Source organism: Lysinibacillus sphaericus, from assembly GCF_002982115.1.
In the GTDB taxonomy this organism is placed as follows: domain Bacteria; phylum Bacillota; class Bacilli; order Bacillales_A; family Planococcaceae; genus Lysinibacillus; species Lysinibacillus sphaericus.
The window spans coordinates 3,052,890-3,076,320 of the sequence record NZ_CP019980.1 but is presented as its reverse complement, the minus strand read 5'-3'; the positions used below and the strand labels follow the sequence as shown (position 1 = coordinate 3,076,320).

Sequence of the window (23,431 nt, the reverse complement as noted above, 5' to 3'; positions counted from 1 at the left end):
GGATGATCATCGAATGAGAAAGCTAAAAATCGGCATTACCTGTTATCCAACTGTTGGAGGCTCTGGTGTGATTGCAACAGAATTAGGAAAAATGCTTGCAGAGAGAGGACACGAAATACATTTCATCACCTCCAGCGTACCATTTCGATTGAATAAAATTTATCCGACCGTCTTTTTCCATGAAGTAGAAGTAAACAATTATTCAGTATTTCAGTATTCGCCGTATGATATTGCATTAGCGAGTAAAATGGCGGACGTGATTAAAGATGAAGGGCTAGATGTACTCCATGTACATTATGCTATCCCACATGCTGTATGTGCGGTGCTAGCCCGAGAAATGAGTGGGCAAAATATAGGTATTGTGACAACGCTACACGGCACAGATATTTCCGTGCTTGGACAGGATTCAACGCTTTCACAAGCTATTAAATACGGCATTGATAAATCTGATATTGTCACAGCAGTATCACAGTCACTCAAAGAACAAACTTACAAACTAATTGATACAGTAAAACCAATTGAAACAATTTATAACTTTGTAGATGAGCGTGAATATCGTCCACTTGACGCTGGTAACTTAAAAGAACAGTTTGGTATTCAAGCTGATGAAAAAGTTATCATTCATGTGTCAAATTTCCGTAAAATTAAAAACCTTCCTCATATTGTCGATGCCTTTATGAAAATCCGCGCTAATATGAAAGCGAAACTATTGTTAGTAGGAGATGGACCTGAAAAGCATCGTGTGATGGACCAAGTAAAGGAAAGTCCATATGTGAAGGATGTTTTATTTTTAGGCAAGCAAGAAAATTTAGCTGAATTATACGCTATTAGTGATTTAAAGCTATTACTGTCTCAACAGGAATCTTTTGGCCTTGTACTGCTAGAAGCAATGGCTTGTGGTGTGCCATGTATCGGTTCGAACGTTGGTGGAATACCAGAAGTCATTGATCATGGTGTCGATGGCTACTTAGTAGAATTAGGCGATACAGATGCAGTAGCTGAGTATGCTGTAGAATTATTAAATGATGAAGATAAATTACTTCGTTTCCGTGAAGCAGCAATGCGCGCAGTCAATGAAAAATTCCATTCATCTAAAATTGTCGAGCAGTATGAACAACTGTATGAAAAGGTAGCGGAAATAAACCATGCAAAACATTAAAGAATGGCAAGCAGCCTTCACAGTTATTGAGCAATTGGAGGAGGCTGGCTTTGAAGCAGTTGTCGTAGGTGGCGCTGTGCGAGATGCAATTTTAAATCGTCCTGCACATGATGTTGACGTAGCGACAAATGCATTGCCACAAGAAGTTAAAACTGTTTTTAATCGTACCGTTGATATCGGTATTCAACATGGTACTATACTTGTCATTGTGCCAGAAGGGCCTGTTGAAGTAACAACTTATCGCACAGATGGAGAGTATACAGATCATCGAAGACCTGAGGAAGTTCATTTTGTACGTTCCTTGAAAGAAGATTTACAGCGCCGTGATTTTACGATGAATGCTATAGCCATGCGTAGAGATGGGTCATTTGTTGATTTTTACGGTGGACAACGTGATATTGAGGCTAGCGTGATTCGAGCTGTAGGGGAGGCGAAGGTGCGCTTTGCCGAGGATGCCTTACGAATGCTAAGAGCTGTGCGATTTTCAGCACAGCTTGGCTTTTCGATTGAAGCGGCTACCCTTCAGGCAATGCAGCAAAAGGCCCCCGATATTGCATGGGTTGCCAAAGAGCGCATGAAGGCTGAACTTGATAAGCTATGGCTAGGAAAAGATGTATATAATGGCATTAAAAAGCTTGAAATAAGTGGACTTGTGTCTTATTTACAAGGGGATTTCCAAGTAGACCATTGGCGTGGTTTTGCTGTAGAAAATGCAACTTGCGGTTGGGCGTATTTTGCTCTTGGACAAAAAGAAAATTGGCAGGAAGTGTTGCGTGCTTATCGTTTATCGAATAAGGAAATGGCATTTGTGAAGGCTGTTTTAAGTGCGTTCCATGCCTTACAGAATGGCTGGACGAGCATGGACTATTTTACGTATTCGCTTGAGGAGCTTGAAACAGCACACTACTTTGCACAATTGAAAGAGCAAGTTACCATTTCGCAGCACAGTATACGTGAAGTGCAGGCAAGATTACCAATAAGAAATCGCCAAGAGCTTGTAGTCAATGGAATGGATTTACTACAATGGTCTGAACAAAAACGTGGTCCATGGTTAAAAGAAGCGTTGCAAAGGATTCTAACGGCTGTTGTTAACGGGGAGCTAATAAATGAGCGAAACCACATAAAGGATTGGTTTGAGCGTGCGTATGTCCATAAAGGATGAATCATTGTTGATATAAAGTAAATTAAGCAAGTGACAACAAGTGACCATGAAAATACGTCATTAAAAGGGTCACTTGCTTTATCTTTTTTGGGACATAGCACACACTTTATACATAAATCGTGAAGTAAATTTCAATCAAGGGGTGTTTGGGTGATGATTGACATGAACCATTTAAAAGGTGAGAGAGTGATACTGAGAGAAATGGAACAACAAGATTGGAGCGCTGTGCATGCATATGCATCGCAACCAATTGTTTGCCAATATCAACCTTGGGGTCCGAATTCCGAGAAAGAGTCACAAGATTTTGTAACACAAGTAGTTTTGGAGGCGGCTAACGTTCCGAGAAGTCGTTTCGTTTTTGCTGTTATGGAAAAGAATCGAGTCATCGGTGCTGGAGAAATGAATATTCGGGATTTTACCAATAGACAAGGTGAGATTGGTTATATTATTCATCCAGATGATTGGGCAAAGGGATACGCTACTGAAGTAGCAAAGCTTCTGATTGAATTTGGATTTAGTGCATTCAATTTACACCGTATTTTTGCTACTTGTGACCCAAGAAATCTAGGCTCGGCAAAAGTGTTAGAAAAAATCGGTATGACTTACGAAGGTAGAATACGGCAAGATTTGCTACTAAAAGACGGCTGGCGAGATTCTCTTTTATTCAGTATTTTAAAGCATGAATGGTAAATCTTATTCGCATTTCGTGCTAATGAGATAGGTTATGGGTTAAGGTTTGCAATGAAGAAAAATACTAAAGGATTGGTTTGAGTATGAGTATGTCCATGAAGGATGAAATTTTAAAAAGATTATTAGCATCTAGCGGTGAGGCGGTTTCAGGACAGGAGTTGGCAGATTCACTAGGGGTTTCACGTACAGCTATTTGGAAGCATATGCAGACGTTGCAAGAGGAAGGCTATACTTTTGAAACCGTTAAGAAAAAAGGTTATATGTTGACTGGTGTACCGAATAGCTTAAGTCCCACACAAATAGAATTATTTTTAAATACAGAGCGTTTTGGGCGAGAAATTCACTATTTTGATGTAGTCGATTCCACACAAACCATTGCCCATAAACTTGCACAGGAAGGTGCTCCAGATGGCACAATTGTGATTAGTGAAGAACAAACAGCAGGGCGTGGACGTATGGCAAGACCATGGGAATCAGCAAATGGTACGGGTATTTGGATGACCATTATTTTACGACCAGATGTCTCACCACAGCAAGCATCTTCGTTCACACTTGTCGTAGCGGTTGCGGTTACAATGGCGATTAAAACATTGTATAAACATGTAGAGCCTGCTATTAAATGGCCAAATGATTTACTGATAAACGGTAAGAAATGCACAGGTATTTTAACAGAGATGCAGGCAGAGGCAGATCTTGTACAAGCATTACTTGTAGGAATCGGCATCAATGCCAACCAGCTAGAAAACGATTTCTCACCAGACATCGCAGATATTGCGACATCGTTACGTATTGCGGCAGGGGAGGAAATTAACCGTGCTGCACTTGTCGCAACAATTTTGCAATATTTGGAGCAGTTTACTGCACTATACGTGAAAGAGGGCTTCTCTAGTATTAAAGCGCTTTGGGAGCAGATGTCGTGCACGATTGGACAACGCATCGAAGTGACAACTTTAAGAGAACGCTTTGAAGGAATTGCTAGCGGTATTACAGATGATGGCGTGCTTCAGCTAACGCAAAACGATGGGACAATACGAACGATTTATTCAGGTGATATTAAAATTTTATAAAAAATGAAAGAGGATGGGACATAAGAGAAAAAGTGTTAGATTGAACCCAATCAATCTAACACTTTTTTGCTATGCGGTTGTTGCCCGCGTCTTACATTATGTGCTGTTCGGAGCTGGAGTCACCACCTCCGCTACCAACAACTGAGTGAACACTTCTAATTTTTTTAATTGCAAAAGCAAGAATAGCTAAGGTCCCCATATAGCAAAAATTTATGAACAGCTTTCCTCTGTTCCTTAAATTTTTATAGTTTTGTCCCATTCTCTTGTTTTTTAAGTAAGATAACGTTTCATGATGAGCGCTGAGGCTATGTGACGTTTAGTTTAAGGATAATTCTAAATCCCCATGTGACAGAGACACATTTAGCTGATTATTTCCTTCAAGAGGTTGTGAAGCCTTGCTATTGTGCTCACGATCATTCACTGTAATCTCCCCAAAGCTTGTTTTTAACTCAAAGCCTAGTTCACTTTTTTTATTTTGCAAGTCTAACGTTGTATCCCCAAAGTTAGAAGTGATTTGTGATTGACCGTTAAGTGTTCCTTCTATATCAATTTCTCCATGCTCGCTTTCAACAACAAAGCCATTACTGATGAATTGTTCGAGTGTCAAATCCCCGAAAGCCTGTGTAATCTCCGTTTTGTCACTAGTAATATTTTGGAGTAGGATATCCCCATAATCCCCTTTGATAGTTAGCTGTTGGTAGTGTAGTCCTTGAAGCATCGTATCGCCAAAATCACTGTCTACTATAACCGAATTTAACTTTGCATCTTTTGGCACAGTAATGATGATAGAAGGTGTTTTAAACGTTCCAATGCCAAATGTGACGCCATTTTTTCCTTTACTTTTTGTTTCAACTGTTAATGTACCATTATCCATGCTGTAAGATACATCTGTGTTTTTAACAACATTTGTTTCTAATGTGTAGCTATCGCCCTGAAGTATTTCAACATCTCCATAGTTGTTTATTACATGGATATCTGAAAATGCTTCGAGTGTATGGGAATTCTTTTCGAGCCCATTATTACTTGGTACAGAGAAGCCGTTATCCCCTTTTACAATTACCCATTTACCACCAGAGGTAAAACCAACGACGGCAAGTAAAATCCCTAAAGTAATCATACTAAAAGCGATGAGCTTATGTCGTGAAGTCATCTATAGTCCCCCCTTGTGCTTTTTCGTCATTTTATGGAACAAGTTTGCTAATACTTCCACGCAAACCATACCAATTTTCTTTAGTAGGCGGGTAACGATTGGGAAAAGCAGGACGCCTAAACCTGTTACTACTAATCCTATGCCTATAAAGAGTAATGCGGTTGGCCAGTGTTCGGTTAATACGAGCACTCCTGAAATAAGTGCTACAATACCGCCAAAAAAAATACTTAATACCATTGCAACGATTGCAATAACAAAACTAAAAATAACTGCTCCAACCGATATAATAAGTGCTACCGCTACGGCAAGTAATGGTAAAGATAGTGGTGCCGACAAGATTGCAAGAATAATAAGCCAAATAGCCGTCATATTTTTCTTTGTAGAAGCGGGTGTCGCATCTAAATCCTTTAAGGCAAAATCAGCCATTATTTGTGAGGCCACAACAGAAGGAGAGCCTAGTTGTTGTATAACTTGTTGCTCATTTTCTACGCCTGCTTCATCAAAATACTCTTCATAGTAGACAAGCGCTGCATTTAGTTCATGCGCTGGAAGACGCCGTAATTTCCCTCGTAGCTTTTTTAAATAGCTTTCTCTATCCATCTAATTTCCCTCCTAAAAGTACACAGTCAACTTTTTGTTTATACATTTGCCATTCCTGTAAAAGCTCGAGCAATCGTTTACGCCCTTGCTCGGTAATTTGATAATACCGTCTATTTCGTCCTTGATAGGGTTGGTCATACGTTGTTAGATAATTAGCTTTTTGTAAACGACGTAATACCGGATACAGCGTTGATTCGGATATATCCATCACAGATTGCACTTGCTGTGTTAACGAGTAACCGTATGCATCCTCTTTATCGACAATGGCAAGTACACAAGCGTCAAGTAATGCGGAGCCAAGCTGAAATGTCATCTTTCCACCTCACATTCTATTACCTATACAAGGTTTTATATTATATGTTGTATAGTATGTGGATAGTATATGACGTATAGTATATACTTGTCAATTTTTTTTACCATTATCTTTACAAATAAATGCTCCTTGTAGTGAATTACTAGAAAAAACTAATTGAAGATTAGCTAGTGAATCTGTTATAGTAATGGCTGAAGGGCAGTATCCTTGTGAACGGCACCTTCAACAGCGTTTTACAATTTACAACAAATATCTGCCTTGATCTTTTATAGACAGGGACGGAAGAAAACGATACGTTCAAAATTTAACTTGATTGAGTGGGAAACCTAATCGCAAATGATAAGTCGCGACTAGTTTTTGTCTGCCTAATTAACGTTAAAACCTCATCATGCATCTGAGGAAAAAACGGTACTGAACGAACTCATGACCTTTCTGTCCAAATTTAGGAATAGAAAGGTCTTTTTTGTTTTCTTTCCTTAAAAAAGGAGGACTACACAATGAAGACAACATCAGATTTTTTAAAGATGAAAGCAAATGGGGAGAAAATCGTGATGCTAACAGCCTACGATTATCCTTCCGCAACATTTGCCGAGCAAGCCGGCGTTGATATGATTTTAGTGGGAGATTCACTTGGAATGGTTGTACTCGGTTATTCTTCTACAATGCCAGTGACAGTAGCCGATATGGTTCATCATGCAAAAGCTGTCCGTCGTGGGGCAAAAAATACGTTTGTTGTCGTGGACATGCCATTTGGTTCTTATCACGGGGATGTCAATGACACGTTAAAAACAGCGGTATCCATGATGCAAGAAACGGGTGCAGATGCCCTTAAGGTTGAAGGTGCAGGAGATGTCGTGCCAGTGATTAGTAAATTAACATCAGCAGGTATTCCAGTCGTTGCACATTTAGGTTTGCAACCGCAATTAGCAGGTGTGCTTGGAGGCTATAAGGTGCAAGGGAAAACCGCGGAACAGGCAGCTCAACTTATTGAAAATGCCAAACAATGTGAAGCGGCAGGCGCATGTGCAGTTGTTTTAGAATGTATTCCACATCAACTAACGGATTTAGTATCCGCAGCACTTACGATTCCGACAATTGGTATTGGGGCGGGTATTGAGGCTGATGGACAAGTATTAGTTTTCCATGACATGCTGAGCTATGGTTCGCACCATGTGCCAAAATTTGTAGCACAATTTGCTGATATGGGAAGTGAAGCCAGCAGCGGCATTGCAAGTTTTGTTAATGCTGTGAAGACAGGGACATTTCCAACATTAAACCACTCCTTTACGATGAAAGAAGAAGCATTGGATCAGTTATACGGGGGCGTAAAGTAAATGAAAGTCATTACTACAATCAAAGCACTGACATCAGAAATTCAAGCAGCTAAACGAGCACAAAAAACAATTGGACTAGTGCCAACAATGGGTTTTTTACATGAAGGTCACTTAACATTAGCATCAAAAGCTCGTGCAGAAAATGACCTTGTTGTGATGAGCATTTTTGTTAACCCAACACAATTTGGGCCAAATGAGGATTTTGAAAGTTACCCTCGTGATTTGGCAAGGGACACTGCTTTAGCACAATCTGTCGGTGTAGACATAATCTTTGCACCAAGTGTGGAAGAGATATATCCGCATGATGGTGGTATTCGTATCCGCGCAGGTGAGCAGGCAACGCTTCTATGCGGAGCAAGCCGTCCAGGGCATTTTGATGGTGTTTTACAGGTGGTCTCAATATTGTTTCATTTAACACAGCCAACACGTGCTTACTTTGGACAAAAGGATGCCCAACAAGTGGCACTTATCTCTACGATGGTGCGAGATTACCATTTTCCTTTAGAGATTCGTGTTGTACCAATTGTCCGAGAGGAAGATGGCTTAGCGAAGTCTTCTCGTAATGTATATTTGAACGAGGTGGACCGCACAGAAGCACCGGCGATTTATGAGGCTTTGCAACTGGCTCAACATAGCTTTTTAGCAAATGGTGATGCAACAGCAGCCCTTGCAAAGGCAAAAGCTCATATCGCAGCACGCACACATGGCAAAATTGACTATATAGAATTATTGGCTTATCCGGATCTCCTGCCTGTAACAGCCCAAACGGAACAAGTTCTTTTGGCAGCCGCCGTCTACATCGGCCAAACACGTTTAATTGATAATTGTATTTTTAATGTGAAAGAAGGAAAATAACATGTTACGAATGATGATGAATAGTAAAATCCACCGTGCTACTGTAACGGAAGCGGATTTAAATTATGTAGGCTCGATTACAATTGATGAGGATATTTTAGATGCCGTTGGAATGTTACCAAATGAAAAAGTGCATATTGTGAATAATAACAATGGTGCGCGCTTTGAAACGTATATTATTGCAGGTGAGCGCGGATCAGGCGTGATTTGTGTCAATGGTGCAGCAGCGCGTCTCGTACAACGTGGAGATATTGTAATCATTATTTCTTATGTTTATGTGGATAATGCAGAGGCCAAGGACCATAAACCGACAGTAGCCATTATGGGAGAAGGCAATACCATTAAAGAAATGATTGCCTACGAGCCAGAAGCAACTGTATTGTAGTGCCAGTCACCCACACAATTCTTTTAGTAAAATCCACTTCGCTAACGGTGTATCCGCAGAAAGCGAAGTGGATTTTTTTGGGTGCCAGTCACCAGAACAATTCGCAAAATTCGCATAATTCATATGATTCTCGTGCATTTTTTTATTGAAATGGCGCAAGGATGACCTGCGAGATGTATTTATGATAAAATTCATCTATCTAATGTGAACTGTGAGTTGAGATGTATGATGGAAAGTCAAAAGTATGCAATAGTTGATTTGGAGACGACAGGTCATTCTCCAGCAAATGGTGACCGAATGATTCAAATTGCCATTGTCATTATGAAGGATTGGAAAATAGAACGCACCTATACAAAGTTTATTCATCCAGGGAAATCGATTCCGTCCTTTATTCAAGATTTAACGCATATAACGGACGAGGATGTGAAAGATGCCTTGCCGTTCGAGGCACATGCCGACTACATATACGAATTAATTTCCGATTGTGTTTTTGTCGCGCATAATACGGATTTTGACTTATCCTTTTTACAAGCAGAATTTAAACGAGCGGGTTTACCAAAATGGCATGGTAAGAAAATGGATACAGTTGAACTAGCAAAAATTTTATTTCCCATGTCTCTTAGCTTTAAGCTAGGTGATTTAGCCGCAGACTTAAATATTGAACTTGAAAATGCGCATAGAGCGGATGATGATGCGCTGGCAACGGCTGAACTTTTTAAACGTAGTTGGAAAGAGCTTCTAAGCCTTCCACAACTAACGCTCGAACAAATGCATAAACGTTCATTCCGTTTAAAATCTAATTTGTCCCAGCTTTTCTTTGAAGCATTACAACTTAAACGTCATCATAGAACAACTGATGAAAATATTACGTACTATCGCAATATTGCAATTTGTGATGGTCGTCAAAAACGGGTTCTAAAATCCGAGCTAGCACCTTATCCAAAAACAATAAATGAAAAAGAAGCACTGATGACAAAAGCTATGCCCAACTTCGAGCAACGACCTGCGCAATTTACGATGATGGATACGATTTGGCAAGCATTAAATGACAAAGAAGAATGTGTGATTGAGGCTTCGACGGGCATAGGCAAAACAGTCGGTTATCTTTTACCTAGTATTTTATATGCGCGGGCGAACAATAAAAAAATTGCAATTAGTACGTATACAGCACATCTACAAGAGCAACTTGTAGAAGAAGAACTACTAAAAATCGAAAAAATTCTTGATACAAAAGTAAACGTTGCTGTACTGAAAGGCATGCAACATTATATCGACCTTGCTCGCTTTGAACAGTGTATGGCATATGCGGATGAATCATATGATGATACTTTTACCATCTTACAGTTGCTTGTCTGGCTGACAAAAACGCAGACAGGCGTATTAAGTGAACTGAATGTTTCCGGTGGGGGACAGCTTTTTTTAGAAAAAATTCGCAAATTGCCTGAGGAGAAACCGACAAAGGGCTTTGATTTTTATGAGCAAGCATTAAAAAATAGTACGACAGCGGATTGCATCGTGACAAATCATTCGATGGTCATTAGTGATTTAGTTCGTCAAACACCAATCTTTAGACAAATCGATGGGTGGATTATCGATGAAGCGCATCAAGTTATTCAAGCAGCTATGCAACAAGATGAAACCGTCTTTTCCTACACACAATGGAAATATATTTTTGGCCAAATTGGAACAATGGAAGATACAGCGCTCTTTCAACAATTCAGTCAGGCAGCTAAAAAGAAACAGCGCATCCCAATGCAAAGTTTACAGCAACTTGACAAACAATTTATCCGATTACAGCGCGTTTTCGATGACACCATTGGGCATGCTGTACAAAAAATGCAACAGCAAGTTCGAGGCAAACAGGCTAGTAGCAAATGTACCCTGTTCTTAGAGGATGTATCACTAGCAAAAGAGCCGCTCTTACAAGTCAGCAAACTATTACAGCACTGGCTTGATCTCGCGGTGGAAGCTGGTAAAGCTTTTGAAAATAATATTGAACAGTTAGACAAAAATGAGGTTTTTATTTTATCTGAGTGGCACTATTGGATTCGAGAGATGAAGCTAAGAATTGCGGAATGGGAGGAAATTTTCCTTTTACATCAGGACGAACATTCCGTTTGGTTTGAATTTGATTTACGCAGTGTCCCTGGCAGTCTGCATGTTTATAAGAAGCCAGTTAATGTAACACCAATTATAGAAAAAGTAATGGCGCCACTTCGTAAACAAGCAAGTATCGTTTGGACTTCAGGCACTTTAACGGTACCAGGAAATGAACGCTTTATTACACGTCAGCTTGGCATTTCAGATAGTGTCCAAGTTATGCAGTTACAAGCACCAGCATCATATTATTCTGGTGCAAAAGCGTTTATTGTCACAGATATGCCAGATATTCAACAGGTGACGCAGGCAGATTATATTGAAGCAGTGGCACATGCGATTACACGCACGGTTCGCATGACAGAAGGACGTTGCTTTGTGTTATTCACTGCCCAAGATATGTTAAGAAAAACGGTTGAGCTGATACAAGATAGTGAGCTTCTCGATGACTATATGCTCTTTGCACAAGGTGTCACAGGTGGTAGTCGAATGCGCATTCTTAAATCATTTCAGAAGTTCAACCAAGCAGTGCTATTTGGCACAAACAGCTTTTGGGAAGGGGTAGACGTTCCTGGTGATGCACTTTCTTCTGTCATTGTTGTACGACTACCGTTTTCTTCACCAGAGGAGCCAGTGTTCAAGGCACGAGCCAAACATCTAACATTACAAGGGCACAACTCCTTTACGGAGCTATCTTTACCGGAAGCAATTATGCGCTTTAAGCAAGGATTTGGCCGTTTAATTCGATCATCCCAAGATAAGGGCGCATTTATTGTGCTAGATCGCCGTATTAGCACAAAATCTTATGGCAAAGAATTTATTCATGCATTACCGCCTATAGATGTCAAGAAACTCCAATTGCCAGAATTGCTGAAGGAATTAAGTAATTGGCAGAAATAAAAAGAATCCCTTTTAGCATGAGGCTAGAAGGGATTTTTTAAATGAAATGGGGAACTGTTGTTTCTTCATTATGTAAATACGCGACACAGTTACGTCCATTATTTTTTGCTTGATACAATGCTTGATCGCATCTTGTTAATAATGTTGTAAGCGTATCCCCATGTACATAAGTGGTTACACCAAAGCTACTCGTTTTTTGCTTTACGATTGGAAACTGATAATTCTCTAGCTGATGTCGGAGCTGCTCAGCAAGTTGAAGTGCTTCATGTAATGTGGTTTGAGGACAAATAACTAAAAATTCCTCACCACCCCATCGACCGATTGTATCCTGTTCCCGAATAGATTTTTTAAATAACTCCGCTGCATTAATCAATACAATATCCCCAACTTGATGACCAAATTCATCATTTACGGCTTTAAAATAATCAATATCGAGCAAAATAATAGAAAGAGGCGTTGCATGATTTTGTGCTTGCTTTAATGCTTCATCCAATACATCATCTAAGCGGACTCGGTTTGGTATTTGCGTCAATTTATCAGTATTGGCGATATTTTCAAGCTCTTGCCTTGCTTTCTCTAACTCTTGCGTTCGTTCCTGTACTTTATATTCAAGCGTTTCAGTTAACATTTGCTGCATTTTTTGATGTTCTTTTTTAATAAGATTAATTTTATCCCCGAGTGCTAGTGATAAAAAGATTGCTTCAAAAGTAGCTCCAATTGCTGGTATATCCTCGAATATTCTTGGATGAAATGGAATGATACTTAAAAAGGCTAACGCTTGAACAATAACAGATCCTAGTAAAACCGACCAACCAATCAAATAAAAACGAGCCATTTTTTGTCCTTTTAACCATACAAGGAGTCCAGATAACCAAAGAAAGGAAAGTACTACGACTGCAAAAATGGTTGTGAAATTATTGACAATAGCAACATCTGGAATAATAAATACGGCAATAAGTGATAAAATTGAAAGCCATAATAAAATATTTGCGAGTAAGTGATACTTCGGTAAATATGTTTTTAACTCTAGAAACTCTTTGGAAAATAAAATCATAAATATCAGTAAAAAATTACTACTGATCACTAACGATCGGATAAAAAACCATTCTGGCAAGAAATGACCTGCAATTTCCAAATCTAAGGAGTTCATCGTCGCTTGATAAAAAATAAAACTAAGCATATACAAGACATAATAAAAATACGCTTTTTCTTTTAAAGAAAAAAACAAAAATAAATTATATATTAATAAGGCAAACATAAAGCCATAAAACATACCCGAGAAAAATTTATATGAAATGATTTTTTCTAAAAAGCCCTCTGTTGTATACAAATAGGACATAAAACTTTTTGGAAGAACGCCATCTAACTTTACATAAATTGCTGTAGTAGATGGGTCTGTTATAGTAAAGACATTCGAACGGTAGTCAATCTTTTGCTCGTTTATATGGGCAACTCCGCTCTTTTGTTGGTCATAAGAACCATCTTCTTTTACTAAAAACAATTCAACATTGTCTAGTTTATCAATAGATTCTAGCCAATAGGGCCCTTGTTTATTATCCATAATTTCTGCGGTATGGAGCCTTAGCCAAATCGTATCGTTTGTATGCCAAAAAAACAAATAATTTTGGTTACTTGTCTCAAAGGATTGATCATAATCACCAGATAAGATGTCCTCAATTGTAATGGATTTTGAAGGATCACGAAAAATATCAAAGTATTGCCCTAATACAATAGGCTCTGAAAGTTCTGTGGCATAACTTTTTAAAGGAAATAGCATTACCGTACTTAATGTCGCGAACATTGCAATCATAACGATAACTTTTATTACAATTTTCTTTTTCATATTTTTCTTTCACCTACGTTTCATAAATAAGTCATTCAATTAATCGTATCTAGAATGATACGTAATACTTAGCAACTTAGGGTATTAGCTCCTTAAGAAGAATATACCTTAAGTAATATACCATATTTTATTTGCTATTTTCTGAATTTACCAATAAAATACATGATTTTTATATTATCGAATGTTACCTTAGACCATAAGAAAAGAATGAGGAACGAAGGGTGTTCAACGTTTCCAGCATTTTAGGATGAAGTATCTATCCTAAAAAATGCAACACGATTAGTGGAGACAGAGAATACATCATTTTTATAAAAATTGCTGAAAAAGAAGAGGTACTTAATGGATAGTAACGTAAATCTTTCGTTAGATAAAATAGAAATGAACATCATTCTAAATGGCATTTACGCATTTTATTAGTGCATTTTTGTATTGCAAAAAATTTTGATGAAAACAATTTCTTCTCGACGAGCTGAAATTGCTCTTTGTATAAAAAAACGGTTATTGCAAAAAATAAGACCGTCATCATGAGTGTTGTAAAAAATTTACATTGCACATTCAAGAAATGGCAAGTAATTTTGGCGTTATCGCCAAGACAGTTATAACAGTGTTGCGTTTAAGAATGGTAAAGGTTTGTCATTACCATACAATGATTGCTTCGCTGGAACAACAGAAGGAAGGAGGTGCTACAAATGGGTGTAGTATATAGGATTGCCTTAGTTCTCGTAATTATTGGTGCAATTAACTGGGGACTAATAGGATTTTTTAGATTTGATTTAGTCGCATATTTATTTGGCGGTCAAACAGCCGTATTGTCGAGATGGATTTATGCACTTGTCGGAATTGCTGGGCTTATATCAATCCCAATCCTTATGAAGCGTTTAGATGAGGAAGAAGACTTCGATGCACATACTCGTATTCACAACAATCCGAGTTATGGTATGGAAGCTGGGGAAGAAGCCGATTTTACAGACGTGCCAAAAGCGAAGAAAAAGGATTCAGGAAATAAAAAAATGTAAGCTTTTTAAAACTGATGGCCCTTTGGGTGCGTCAGTTTTTTAATAACAAGAAGCCGCCTCAAAAAATGAAACGGCTCCTCCTATTAGTCGTTATTACTTGGGAAGGCAAAAGAGGATGCAGACTCGTTCGTATCCTCAAACCATTTTTCGGAAATTGTTTTAGCCTTTGTAAAGAAGCGTACTTGGTCTGGCCCAAACATATGACCTTCGCCAAATTTTGAACGTTTCCAGCCACCAAAATTATGGTAGCCAACGGGAATTGGAATAGGTACGTTAACGCCTACCATCCCAACTTCTATTTCAGAAGTGAATTTACGCGCAGCAGCCCCATTATTTGTAAAAATCGTGACGCCATTTCCTAACTCATGGTTATTAATTAAGCTTATCGCCTCTTCCAATGTTTGTACACGTACGACATTTCGTGCAGGTCCAAATACTTCCTGTTCGTAAATTTCCATCCCTGGCTTGACGTTATCCAATAGAGTTGGCCCTAAGTAAAATCCTTTAGAGTTTTTTGAGATATCGGGTTGGCGACCATCGCACACGATTGTAGCACCTTCTTGAAGACTGCGATCGATAAAGCCGATGATGGAGTCCTTCGATTGTTGTGTAATAACAGGACCAAAATCTACTTCTGGATCCGTGTAAGGGCCTACTTTTAAATTGGCAATTTTATCGGCTAATATTTTAACAAGCTTGTTAGCCGTTGTATCACCGACTGGAATAATTGTTGAAATCGCCATACAACGTTGAGAAGCCGCCCCATATGCCGCCCCTAAAAAGGCATTTGCAGCTTGTTCCAAATCGGCATCAGGCATGACCACCATATTGTTTTTACCACCACCTAATGCTGTTACTCGTTTTCCATATTTTGAGCCTGTTGCGTAAATATATTCAGCAACTGGTGTTGATCCGACAAAAGAAATCGCTTCAACAGAAGGATTTTCTAATAATTCGGTTACCGTCTCTTTATCACCATTGATGACCGTCCAAATCCCATCAGGCAAGCCAGCTTCCTTCCACAGCTCTGAAAGCAAGAGGGCAGAGCAAGGAACACGTTCTGACGGTTTTAAAATAACGGCATTTCCTACTGCAATTGCCATGCTTGTAATGGCAAGTGGCACCATCACTGGGAAGTTAAAAGGAGAAATTGCCGCCACAACGCCAAGGGGCGCTTTTGTAGAATAGGCATTAATATTTCCGCCTACATTGACCGAATATTCCCCTTTAACTAAATGAGGAGCATTAATTGCCAAATCCACTGACTCTAAACCGCGGGTAATTTCACCCTTAGCATCCTCAATGGTTTTGCCACTTTCAGTACAAATCATGTCAATTAATTCGTCCATACGTGCTGTTAGTAATTGTCGAAACTTCAGTACAATCTCCGCCCGTTTGCCAACTGAAAGTGCGCGCCAAGCTGGAAAGGCATTTTGAGCAGTAGCGATTGCCTGTTGAACCTCCTCCTTTGTAGCAAGTGGGACATGGGCAATGACAGCTCCTGTACTCGGGTTATAGACATTTGAAAAGCGCCCGCTTTGACCCGCCACTAAGGTGCCATTAATAAAATGCCCTAATTCTTTTACGTCCGTATTCGTTACCATCCTCATTATTCCTCCTTCGTTTATATGCACTAAAAACATTACATAAGGTATTCTTACTCTATTCATTGTCAAAACGATACGACGAATAAGTAGTTTTGTTATGCTTTATCTGTTTAACTTTCTAGTACCCTATTGTCGCAACTTCCCTTATACCAACAGGTGGGGGTAATCTATGACGTTTAAAGGCTACGTCAATAATACTTTATATGAATAGGAAAAATAATTTAGAAGGGTTATCTATTAATCGAAAATTCTGATATATAAAACGAGGTGTATAAACTTAGTATCTCATTCATTATTGATGTGTTAAGACATCTTCAATTAAAAATGCTAAGTAGAGATTGGTTTTGGTAAATGGATTTGTTAAATCCATATCTAACAGTGATTCTATTTTTTTAATTTTATATAGCACAGTATTACGGTGAATAAATTGCCGTTCGCTAATTTTACTTGTACTCCCATTTTCCTCGAGAAATATGCGCAAAAAGGCTATATAATCCGTATTGTGCAGTTCATCGTATCGTTGTAATTGACCTAAAATATCATGGCTAAAGGATTGCATTAATGGTTGGTTTTGTACGGCCATAATAATTTGGTAGGCACCGATATCTTTATATTTGTACAAAAAACGATTGTTATGAAGCTGTGCTAATTGGATAACGGTTAACGATTCTTCATAGCTTTTACGAATATTTTCATGTTCTTTTTGATAGTTTCCTTTGCCAATAATGATATCGAGAAAGCCATTTTTTTGTTTGATTTTTTCATAGATTTCTTCAACTACTTTTGAGAAGGGGATGTTCGGTGTATTAATTTGCGCTCGGTCAATTAAAAAAATGAGGTGATTTTTATGTTTTAGTTTTAAAAAGCGTTTATAACGATGTTGAAAAGCAAATTGGATTATCACTTCATAGCGGTCAATGCTAGATTGTACACCTATTGTTGTGCAAGTGATAATAGCAAGTTCTCTACCTTGTGGGAATCCAAGTTGCGCCAGTTGTACTTTCCTCGTATCCATCTGTTTTTTGGAGTGAAAAAGTAAATTGTAAAGTACCTTTTCTTCAATGGAATGTTCTTGATGATGGTTAGCTATAAATTGAAAAGTAGTTTTTAATAAATCAGCTACGCGGCAATGCCAAGGCATTTGAAAAACAGGGAAATCATGCTCGTTAGCAAAAGCGATGATAGATTCAGGAATGGCAGGAATATAAGGGCCGATATTGATAATAAATCCTGCTACTTTTTTGCTATAAGCTAACTTAACGAGTTGTTCTAAGGAATCTTCCTGCTGTGATAAGTTAATACCAGTCGTGACGACCAATTCATTTGGCCGACAAAACATAATTAAATCAATGCTCTCTACTACGTTAATACCTGTAACTCTTCGATGTACACCACTATGTCCAGCTACTAATGTAAGCATAGGGAATTGAACTCCCTCCACAATTTTGCGAATCGTTCCCATCGTTTCCCCCCTTATTATGAACATAACTTACCATATATCATGTGCAGATGCACATATTTTTTTAGTGTTATATCCATATCTCTTAAAATTTATCTATTTTAGAATGTTTAGTAACTACTGTGAAAGAGAGGACTTGCATATGTATAAATGTAATAGTAGACGATTGCAAGATTCGATTGAACAATTTAGTCAGTTTGGAGCTACTTTAAACGGTGGTGTCACGCGTTTATCTCTTTCGAAAGAAGATATTTTAGCTAGAAATTATTTTTGTAAGTGTTGTGAAGAATTAGGGATGGAAATCAAAGTAGATGATATGGCCAACATCTATGCGATACTACCAGGCAAAAAAGAAGTTCCGCCAATTGTTATGGGCTCTCATTTAGATTCAGTTGAAAAGGGTGGGAAATTTGATGGTGTTTTAGGTGTGTTAACAGCCTTAGAAGCGATTCGAACATTAAAGGACAATGACATAGAGTTAGATGTGCCATTAATGATTGTGAATTTTACGAATGAAGAAGGGGCTCGCTTTGATCCGGCGATGATGAGCTCAGGCGTCATTGCTGCAAAATTTGAAAAAGCCCAAATGCTACAGTCGGTCGATAACAATGGCATGACTTTTCAAGCTGCACTACAAGCAAGTGGTTATGAGGGTGAGCAACAACATCGCTTAAAGGAAGCCCTTGCTTATATTGAACTCCATATCGAACAAGGGCCCGTTTTAGAAGCAAAGCAAATGGAAATAGGTGTTGTTGAAGGGGTACTAGGAATGGTTTGTTATGAAATTACCTTTACTGGCCAATCCAATCATGCAGGAACAACACCGATGGCAATGCGCCAAGACCCGATGATTGTTGCCGCAAAAACAATGGTATTTTTACATGAACAGCTTGGCAAGATTGATGAGCAACTAGTATATACCTTTGGGCGGATGCATGTTTTACCTAATATTCATACCGTTATACCAAATAAAGTGACGTTTACAATTGATTCACGGCATCAAAATCCTGCTATTATGCAAAAGGTCGAGGAAGTATTGAAAAACTTGCCTACAGAAGACACAGGTTGTCGTATAGAACCTGTGAAACTATGGGGAAGAGACACAGTATTATTTGATCGACAAATTTGTGATGAAATCGAAACAGCTTGCCAACGATTTGGCTATACCGCTCATCGAATGTTTAGTGGAGCAGGGCATGATGCGCAATATATAGCGACGATGATACCTTCAGCAATGATTTTCGTACCAAGTATTAATGGAAAGAGTCATTGCGAGGAGGAAGACACATCATTTGAAGATTGCGCAAAGGGAGCAGATATTCTCCTCGAAACGGTATTAACGATGCAAACAAAATACAGTATGGGGCAAACGTACAGTTTACATTAGTTTTAATAGAATTTGAAATTTATCATGATTGTTACGTCTCTATTACTAGCTAAAAAGCTGCCAAAGTGATGCTGCAATGAATCAAGTTAAAAGACGAAAGTGAAAATAGTTTACTTGAATATCGACCACGAAAGGTAGGATAGTATGAAAAAAATCATTCAAGGTGGACGAATCGCAACTGCTTCAGATGTCTACGAAGCAGATATTCTTATTGAGAACGGAATCATTGTACAGATAGGTAAAAATTTATCTGTTGCAGGTGCGGAAATCATTGATGCTACTGATAAATACGTAATGCCAGGAGGAATTGATCCGCATACCCATTTAGATATGCCTTTTAATAATACAGTAACAGACGATGATTGGAAATCGGGTACGATAGCGGCTGCGTTTGGCGGCACCACAACGATTTTAGACTTTTGTTTAACAGCAGGTGAAGAGAAACTTTCTACTGCTGTTGAAAAATGGCATGAAAAAGCAAAAGGGAAATCTGCAATTGATTATGGATTCCATTTAATGATTGGGGATTTAACACCACAGACAGAAGCGGAATTACCTGTGTTACTAGAGCAAGAAGGAATTACCTCTGTAAAGGTTTTTATGGCCTATGCAAAAGAATTCCAAGCGACAGATCGCACGCTTTTTAAAGCGTTCAAAATTGCAAAAGATGTTGGTGCTATTGTTATGGTGCACTGTGAAAATGGCTCAGTTATCGATGAGCTTGTCGAAGAGGCAAGACGTGCGGGACATAAAGAGCCGATTTATCATGCACTTACGCGTCCAGCACAATTAGAGGGAGAAGCCACAAAACGTGCGATTGAACTAGCCCATATCGCAGGTGCAACGCTTTATGTTGTCCATGTTACTTGTAAAGAAGCGGTGGATGAAATTATTGCAGCACGTGAAAAAGGCTATAACGTCTATGGCGAAACATGTCCACCTTATTTAACATTAGACCAGTCTGCTTTAGCACAACCAGGCTTTGAAGGGGCGAAATACGTATGGTCACCGCCACTTCGTCCGAAATACCATCAGGAGCATTTATGGAATGCCTTAAAAGCGAAGCAATTACAAACAATTGGTTCCGATCAATGCTCGTTTAGTTTTAACGGCAAAAAGCAATTAGGGCTAAATGATTTTTCTAAAATTCCGAACGGTGGACCGTTTATTGAAGATCGCTTTAGTATTTTATATTCAGAAGGGGTTGCCAAAGGGAAAATAACAGTCAATGAATTTGTCGATATGATTGCTACAAATGCTGCAAAAGTTTTTGGTCTGTTTCCACAAAAAGGGACAATTGCTATAGGTTCTGACGCAGATATCGTGATTTTTGATCCTAATGTAAAACGCGAAATTTCAGCAAAAACCCACCATATGAATGTGGACTACAACCCATATGAAGGTTGGGAAGTGACGGGTGAACCGGTCACTGTGCTTGTCCGTGGGGAATATGTTATTAAAGAGAAAGAATTTGTTGGTGTACTAGGCAGTGGTCGCTATATCAAACGCCAACTGAAAACGACTGCGGAAACGATAAAAATCTAACTTGTTTTTGCAAATATTTCGTGTGGCTTCAACACTGTTGTCACACAGTCAATGTAGCACCACCTTTCAAGCAGGATTTAAACAATCATGCAAAGGTGTAATTAGCAATAGGTAATACATGGCCGATTGTTTTGACTGGAGAACAAAACAATCGGCTATTAAACAATGGCAAGTTCAACAAGAACACATGAGGGGGATGTGGAAATGGTTCCGATGCAAGAGCATGCAATGACCAAGCTACTTCAGCGTAATTTTGTTGAGTTAACAAGTCGAATGACAAAAAATGAGGCAATGGAAGAAGCAAATCGTTGCCTTTATTGTTATGATGCACCCTGTATTAAAGCTTGTCCAACAAGCATTCAAATCCCAAATTTCATAAAAAAAATTGCATCAGGGAATATGAAGGGTTCTGCCACTACTATATTAGAAGCAAACCCAATTGGTGCAAGTTGTGCAAGAGTTTGTCCAACAGAAGAGCTCTGTGAAGGGGCATGTGTGTTAAATTCCTCAACAAAGCCAATTAGAATCGGAGAACTACAGCGTTATGCGACAGATTGGGCGATGGAGACAGGTGCACAGCTATTTAAGAAAGGCGAAAGCAATGGACTGAAAGTAGCCATTATTGGGGCGGGTCCAGCTGGTCTTTCGGCGGCGCGTGAGCTTAGTCGGTTTGGTTATAGTGTCACAATCTATGAGGCTGAAGCGAAAGCAGGTGGTTTAGGAAGCTATGGTATCGTGTCGTTCCGCTTACCAAATGAGGTAGCAGATTGGGAAGTCGAGCAAATTGCCAAACTCGGTGTGAACATTCAAACAAATACGACAGTAGGTAGCGACATTTCTGCAGAAGAAATATTAGCACAATATGACAGTGTCATTTTAGCAGTTGGTATGGGGGCTGTGCCACATCTGGGCATTGAAGGAGAAGGTCTGTTAGGCGTGCATGATGCCATTGAATTTGTAAAACAAACAAAAGTGGGAGCGCTTCCAACTGATTTAGTAGGGAAACGTGTTGCAGTTATCGGTGCTGGGAATACCGCAATTGATGGTGCTACTTGTGCCATGCGATTAGGTGCGGATAATGTGAAAATACTTTATAGAAGAACGCAAAAAGAAATGACCGCATACAAATTTGAATTTGAATTTGCCAAGCAAGATGGCGTGGAGTTTCAATGGTTAACAGCGCCGAAAAAAATCATCGGCAATGATGCAGGTGAAGTGATTGGCATTGAATGCGTTCACATGAAGCTCGGTGAAGCAGGAGCAGATGGTCGTCAAAGACCAGAAGAGGTTGCAGGATCCAATTTTATTTTAAAGGTGGATGCAGTTATTAAAGCAATTGGTCAAACGCGTTTTGTGTCATTAATTGAAGCGTTTGGCTTACAGCATACAAATGGCGTTGTTGATATTGATGAAACGACGATGCAAACATCGAATAAAAAAGTGTTTGCATGTGGGGATGTTGTTTTTGGCAACGGACAAGGAGAGGCAATGGTTGTAACAGCGGTTCAACAAGGAAAAGATGCTGCTTATAAGATTCATGAACGATTAAGAAAACCAAGCGAGATTGCATAAGGGGGGTAGTGACATGGCAGATTTACGAATAGATTTAGCGGGGATAAAATCACCCAATCCATTTTGGCTCGCATCCGCACCACCTACGAACTCAGGCTATCAAGTGCAGCGTGCATTTGAAGCTGGGTGGGGTGGGGCAGTTTGGAAAACATTGGGTGAACCGATTTTGAATGTTTCTTCACGTTTTGCAGCGGTTAGTTATAACGGGCAACGTGTGGCAGGTTTTAATAACATTGAATTAATAACCGATCGCCCGTTGGAGGTAAATTTAAAAGAGATTTATGAAACGAAAAAAAGGTTTCCTCATCACGCCATTATTGCTTCCCTTATGGTAGAACCAAAGCAAGAAAAGTGGCATGAAATTGTCAAACGCGTAGAAGATGTGGGGGTAGATGGTCTTGAGCTTAACTTTGGTTGTCCACATGGCATGGCAGAACGAGGAATGGGCTCCGCCTCTGGTCAAGTACCTGAATTGGTGGAAAAGCAAACGTATTGGGTGAAGGAAGTAGCACGTACGCCAGTTATTGTGAAACTAACGCCAAATATAACGGATATAACAGTAACAGCAGAAGCGGCGACAAGAGGTGGAGCAGACGCTATTAGTATGATTAATACAATCAACAGCTTGGCAGGTGTTGATTTAAATACATGGAATACAATACCTCATGTTGCAGGTAAAGGGGCGCATGGCGGCTATTGTGGTCCAGCTGTGAAGCCAATAGCACTCAATATGGTAGCAGAGTGTGCTCGTAATCCTCACATTCAGGTTCCGATATCGGGTATAGGTGGTATTTCCAATTGGCAAGATGCAGCAGAGTTTATGTTGATGGGTGCAACTGGTGTGCAAGTTTGTACAGCAGCTATGCACCACGGATTTAGTATTGTCGAAGATATGATTGATGGACTAAATAATTATTTAGATGATAAGGGAATTGCCTCGGTAAAGGACTTAGTTGGTCGCTCGGTGCCTCGATATTCGGACTGGGGCAATCTAGATTTAAACTATAAAATTGTTGCGGACATCAATAATGATGTATGTATTAACTGTAATAAGTGTCATATTGCTTGTGAAGATACGTCCCATCAATGTATCGATTTGTATACGGAAAATGGAAAACCTATGCTAAAGGTTCGTGAAGAAGATTGCGTTGGTTGTAATTTATGTTCGATTGTCTGTCCGGTTGATGGAGCAATTTCTATGGTCGAAAGACAATCCGCTATTGCGCCAATGACTTGGAATGAGCGCCAATTGTTAATGAATAGTCTATCTAAATAAAAGGTTCATCTGTG

At 39.2% G+C, this 23,431-nt stretch carries 19 protein-coding genes; 13 read left to right on the top strand and 6 right to left on the bottom strand.

Translation table 11 applies throughout. The annotated features are described in order from the left end of the window. Positions 1-13 precede the first annotated feature (13 nt). The 4 genes from bshA to LS41612_RS15460 all read left to right on the top strand — a co-directional run bounded on the left by bshA (position 14) and on the right by LS41612_RS15460 (position 4,078). Positions 14-1,159, top strand: coding sequence for an N-acetyl-alpha-D-glucosaminyl L-malate synthase BshA (gene bshA, locus LS41612_RS15475; RefSeq protein WP_024364254.1), 1,146 nt, complete (start codon positions 14-16; stop codon positions 1,157-1,159). Further along, positions 1,146-2,321: a CCA tRNA nucleotidyltransferase gene (locus LS41612_RS15470; RefSeq protein WP_024364253.1), complete on the top strand. Its 1,176-nt coding sequence runs from the start codon at positions 1,146-1,148 to the stop codon at positions 2,319-2,321. The genes bshA and LS41612_RS15470 overlap by 14 nt, the downstream gene beginning before the upstream one ends. Positions 2,322-2,474: 153 nt before the next feature. Then, positions 2,475-3,011 (top strand): GNAT family N-acetyltransferase, encoded by a 537-nt coding sequence (locus LS41612_RS15465; protein WP_029747403.1) that lies wholly within the window; start codon positions 2,475-2,477, stop codon positions 3,009-3,011. Positions 3,012-3,094: 83 nt separating this feature from the next. After that, positions 3,095-4,078, top strand: a complete 984-nt coding sequence (locus tag LS41612_RS15460; RefSeq protein ID WP_024364251.1) for a biotin--[acetyl-CoA-carboxylase] ligase — start codon at positions 3,095-3,097, stop codon at positions 4,076-4,078. Positions 4,079-4,394: 316 nt separating this feature from the next. Here LS41612_RS15460 and LS41612_RS15455 read toward each other — a convergent pair whose 3' ends face one another. From LS41612_RS15455 to LS41612_RS15445, 3 genes are read right to left on the bottom strand one after another with little or no spacing between them, the layout of a single operon-like run. Continuing rightward, positions 4,395-5,228, bottom strand: coding sequence for a DUF4097 family beta strand repeat-containing protein (locus tag LS41612_RS15455; protein WP_024364250.1), 834 nt, complete (start codon positions 5,226-5,228; stop codon positions 4,395-4,397). After that, entirely contained in the window at positions 5,229-5,828 is a 600-nt protein-coding gene (locus tag LS41612_RS15450; RefSeq protein ID WP_024364249.1) for a DUF1700 domain-containing protein, read from the bottom strand. It lies immediately after the preceding gene. After that, the gene (locus LS41612_RS15445) at positions 5,821-6,141 is read right to left on the bottom strand and encodes a PadR family transcriptional regulator (protein ID WP_024364248.1); all 321 of its coding nucleotides are present in this window, start codon (positions 6,139-6,141) and stop codon (positions 5,821-5,823) included. The genes LS41612_RS15450 and LS41612_RS15445 overlap by 8 nt, the downstream gene beginning before the upstream one ends. Positions 6,142-6,638: 497 nt before the next feature. Here LS41612_RS15445 and panB point away from each other — a divergent pair, with 497 nt between their 5' ends. The 4 genes from panB to dinG all read left to right on the top strand — a co-directional run bounded on the left by panB (position 6,639) and on the right by dinG (position 11,712). Next, on the top strand, positions 6,639-7,475 hold the full coding sequence (gene panB, locus LS41612_RS15440; protein WP_024364247.1) for a 3-methyl-2-oxobutanoate hydroxymethyltransferase: 837 nt from the start codon (positions 6,639-6,641) through the stop codon (positions 7,473-7,475). Next, complete coding sequence (panC, locus tag LS41612_RS15435; protein ID WP_024364246.1) at positions 7,476-8,330, top strand: pantoate--beta-alanine ligase; 855 nt, start codon at positions 7,476-7,478, stop codon at positions 8,328-8,330. Position 8,331: 1 nt separating this feature from the next. Continuing rightward, positions 8,332-8,715: an aspartate 1-decarboxylase gene (panD, locus tag LS41612_RS15430; RefSeq protein ID WP_024364245.1), complete on the top strand. Its 384-nt coding sequence runs from the start codon at positions 8,332-8,334 to the stop codon at positions 8,713-8,715. Between the two features lie 225 nt (positions 8,716-8,940). After that, positions 8,941-11,712: an ATP-dependent DNA helicase DinG, 3'-5' exoribonuclease type gene (gene dinG, locus LS41612_RS15425; protein WP_024364244.1), complete on the top strand. Its 2,772-nt coding sequence runs from the start codon at positions 8,941-8,943 to the stop codon at positions 11,710-11,712. A 37-nt stretch (positions 11,713-11,749) separates the two neighbouring features. On the opposite strand, the gene LS41612_RS15420 is transcribed toward dinG, so the two are convergent. Beyond that, the gene (locus LS41612_RS15420; protein ID WP_024364243.1) at positions 11,750-13,555 is read right to left on the bottom strand and encodes a sensor domain-containing diguanylate cyclase; all 1,806 of its coding nucleotides are present in this window, start codon (positions 13,553-13,555) and stop codon (positions 11,750-11,752) included. A gap of 689 nt (positions 13,556-14,244) precedes the next feature. On the opposite strand from LS41612_RS15420, the gene LS41612_RS15415 reads away from it, so the two are divergent. Beyond that, positions 14,245-14,571, top strand: a complete 327-nt coding sequence (locus LS41612_RS15415) for a DUF378 domain-containing protein (protein WP_024364242.1) — start codon at positions 14,245-14,247, stop codon at positions 14,569-14,571. An 83-nt stretch (positions 14,572-14,654) separates the two neighbouring features. Here LS41612_RS15415 and LS41612_RS15410 read toward each other — a convergent pair whose 3' ends face one another. Both LS41612_RS15410 and LS41612_RS15405 read right to left on the bottom strand, forming a co-directional pair. Then, positions 14,655-16,175, bottom strand: a complete 1,521-nt coding sequence (locus LS41612_RS15410) for a CoA-acylating methylmalonate-semialdehyde dehydrogenase (RefSeq protein WP_024364241.1) — start codon at positions 16,173-16,175, stop codon at positions 14,655-14,657. A gap of 295 nt (positions 16,176-16,470) precedes the next feature. Continuing rightward, positions 16,471-17,640, bottom strand: coding sequence for a PucR family transcriptional regulator (locus LS41612_RS15405; RefSeq protein WP_024364240.1), 1,170 nt, complete (start codon positions 17,638-17,640; stop codon positions 16,471-16,473). A gap of 139 nt (positions 17,641-17,779) precedes the next feature. Between LS41612_RS15405 and LS41612_RS15400 the strand changes: the two genes are divergently transcribed. From LS41612_RS15400 to preA, 4 genes are all read left to right on the top strand, one after another. Continuing rightward, positions 17,780-19,024: a Zn-dependent hydrolase gene (locus LS41612_RS15400; protein WP_024364239.1), complete on the top strand. Its 1,245-nt coding sequence runs from the start codon at positions 17,780-17,782 to the stop codon at positions 19,022-19,024. Between the two features lie 144 nt (positions 19,025-19,168). Then, positions 19,169-20,569 (top strand): dihydropyrimidinase, encoded by a 1,401-nt coding sequence (hydA, locus tag LS41612_RS15395; RefSeq protein ID WP_024364238.1) that lies wholly within the window; start codon positions 19,169-19,171, stop codon positions 20,567-20,569. A gap of 204 nt (positions 20,570-20,773) precedes the next feature. Further along, positions 20,774-22,141, top strand: coding sequence for an NAD(P)-dependent oxidoreductase (locus tag LS41612_RS15390; protein ID WP_080653387.1), 1,368 nt, complete (start codon positions 20,774-20,776; stop codon positions 22,139-22,141). Between the two features lie 13 nt (positions 22,142-22,154). Continuing rightward, a complete protein-coding gene (gene preA, locus LS41612_RS15385; protein ID WP_024364236.1) occupies positions 22,155-23,417 on the top strand; it encodes an NAD-dependent dihydropyrimidine dehydrogenase subunit PreA in 1,263 nt (420 codons plus the stop codon). The last annotated feature ends 14 nt before the right edge of the window (positions 23,418-23,431 follow it).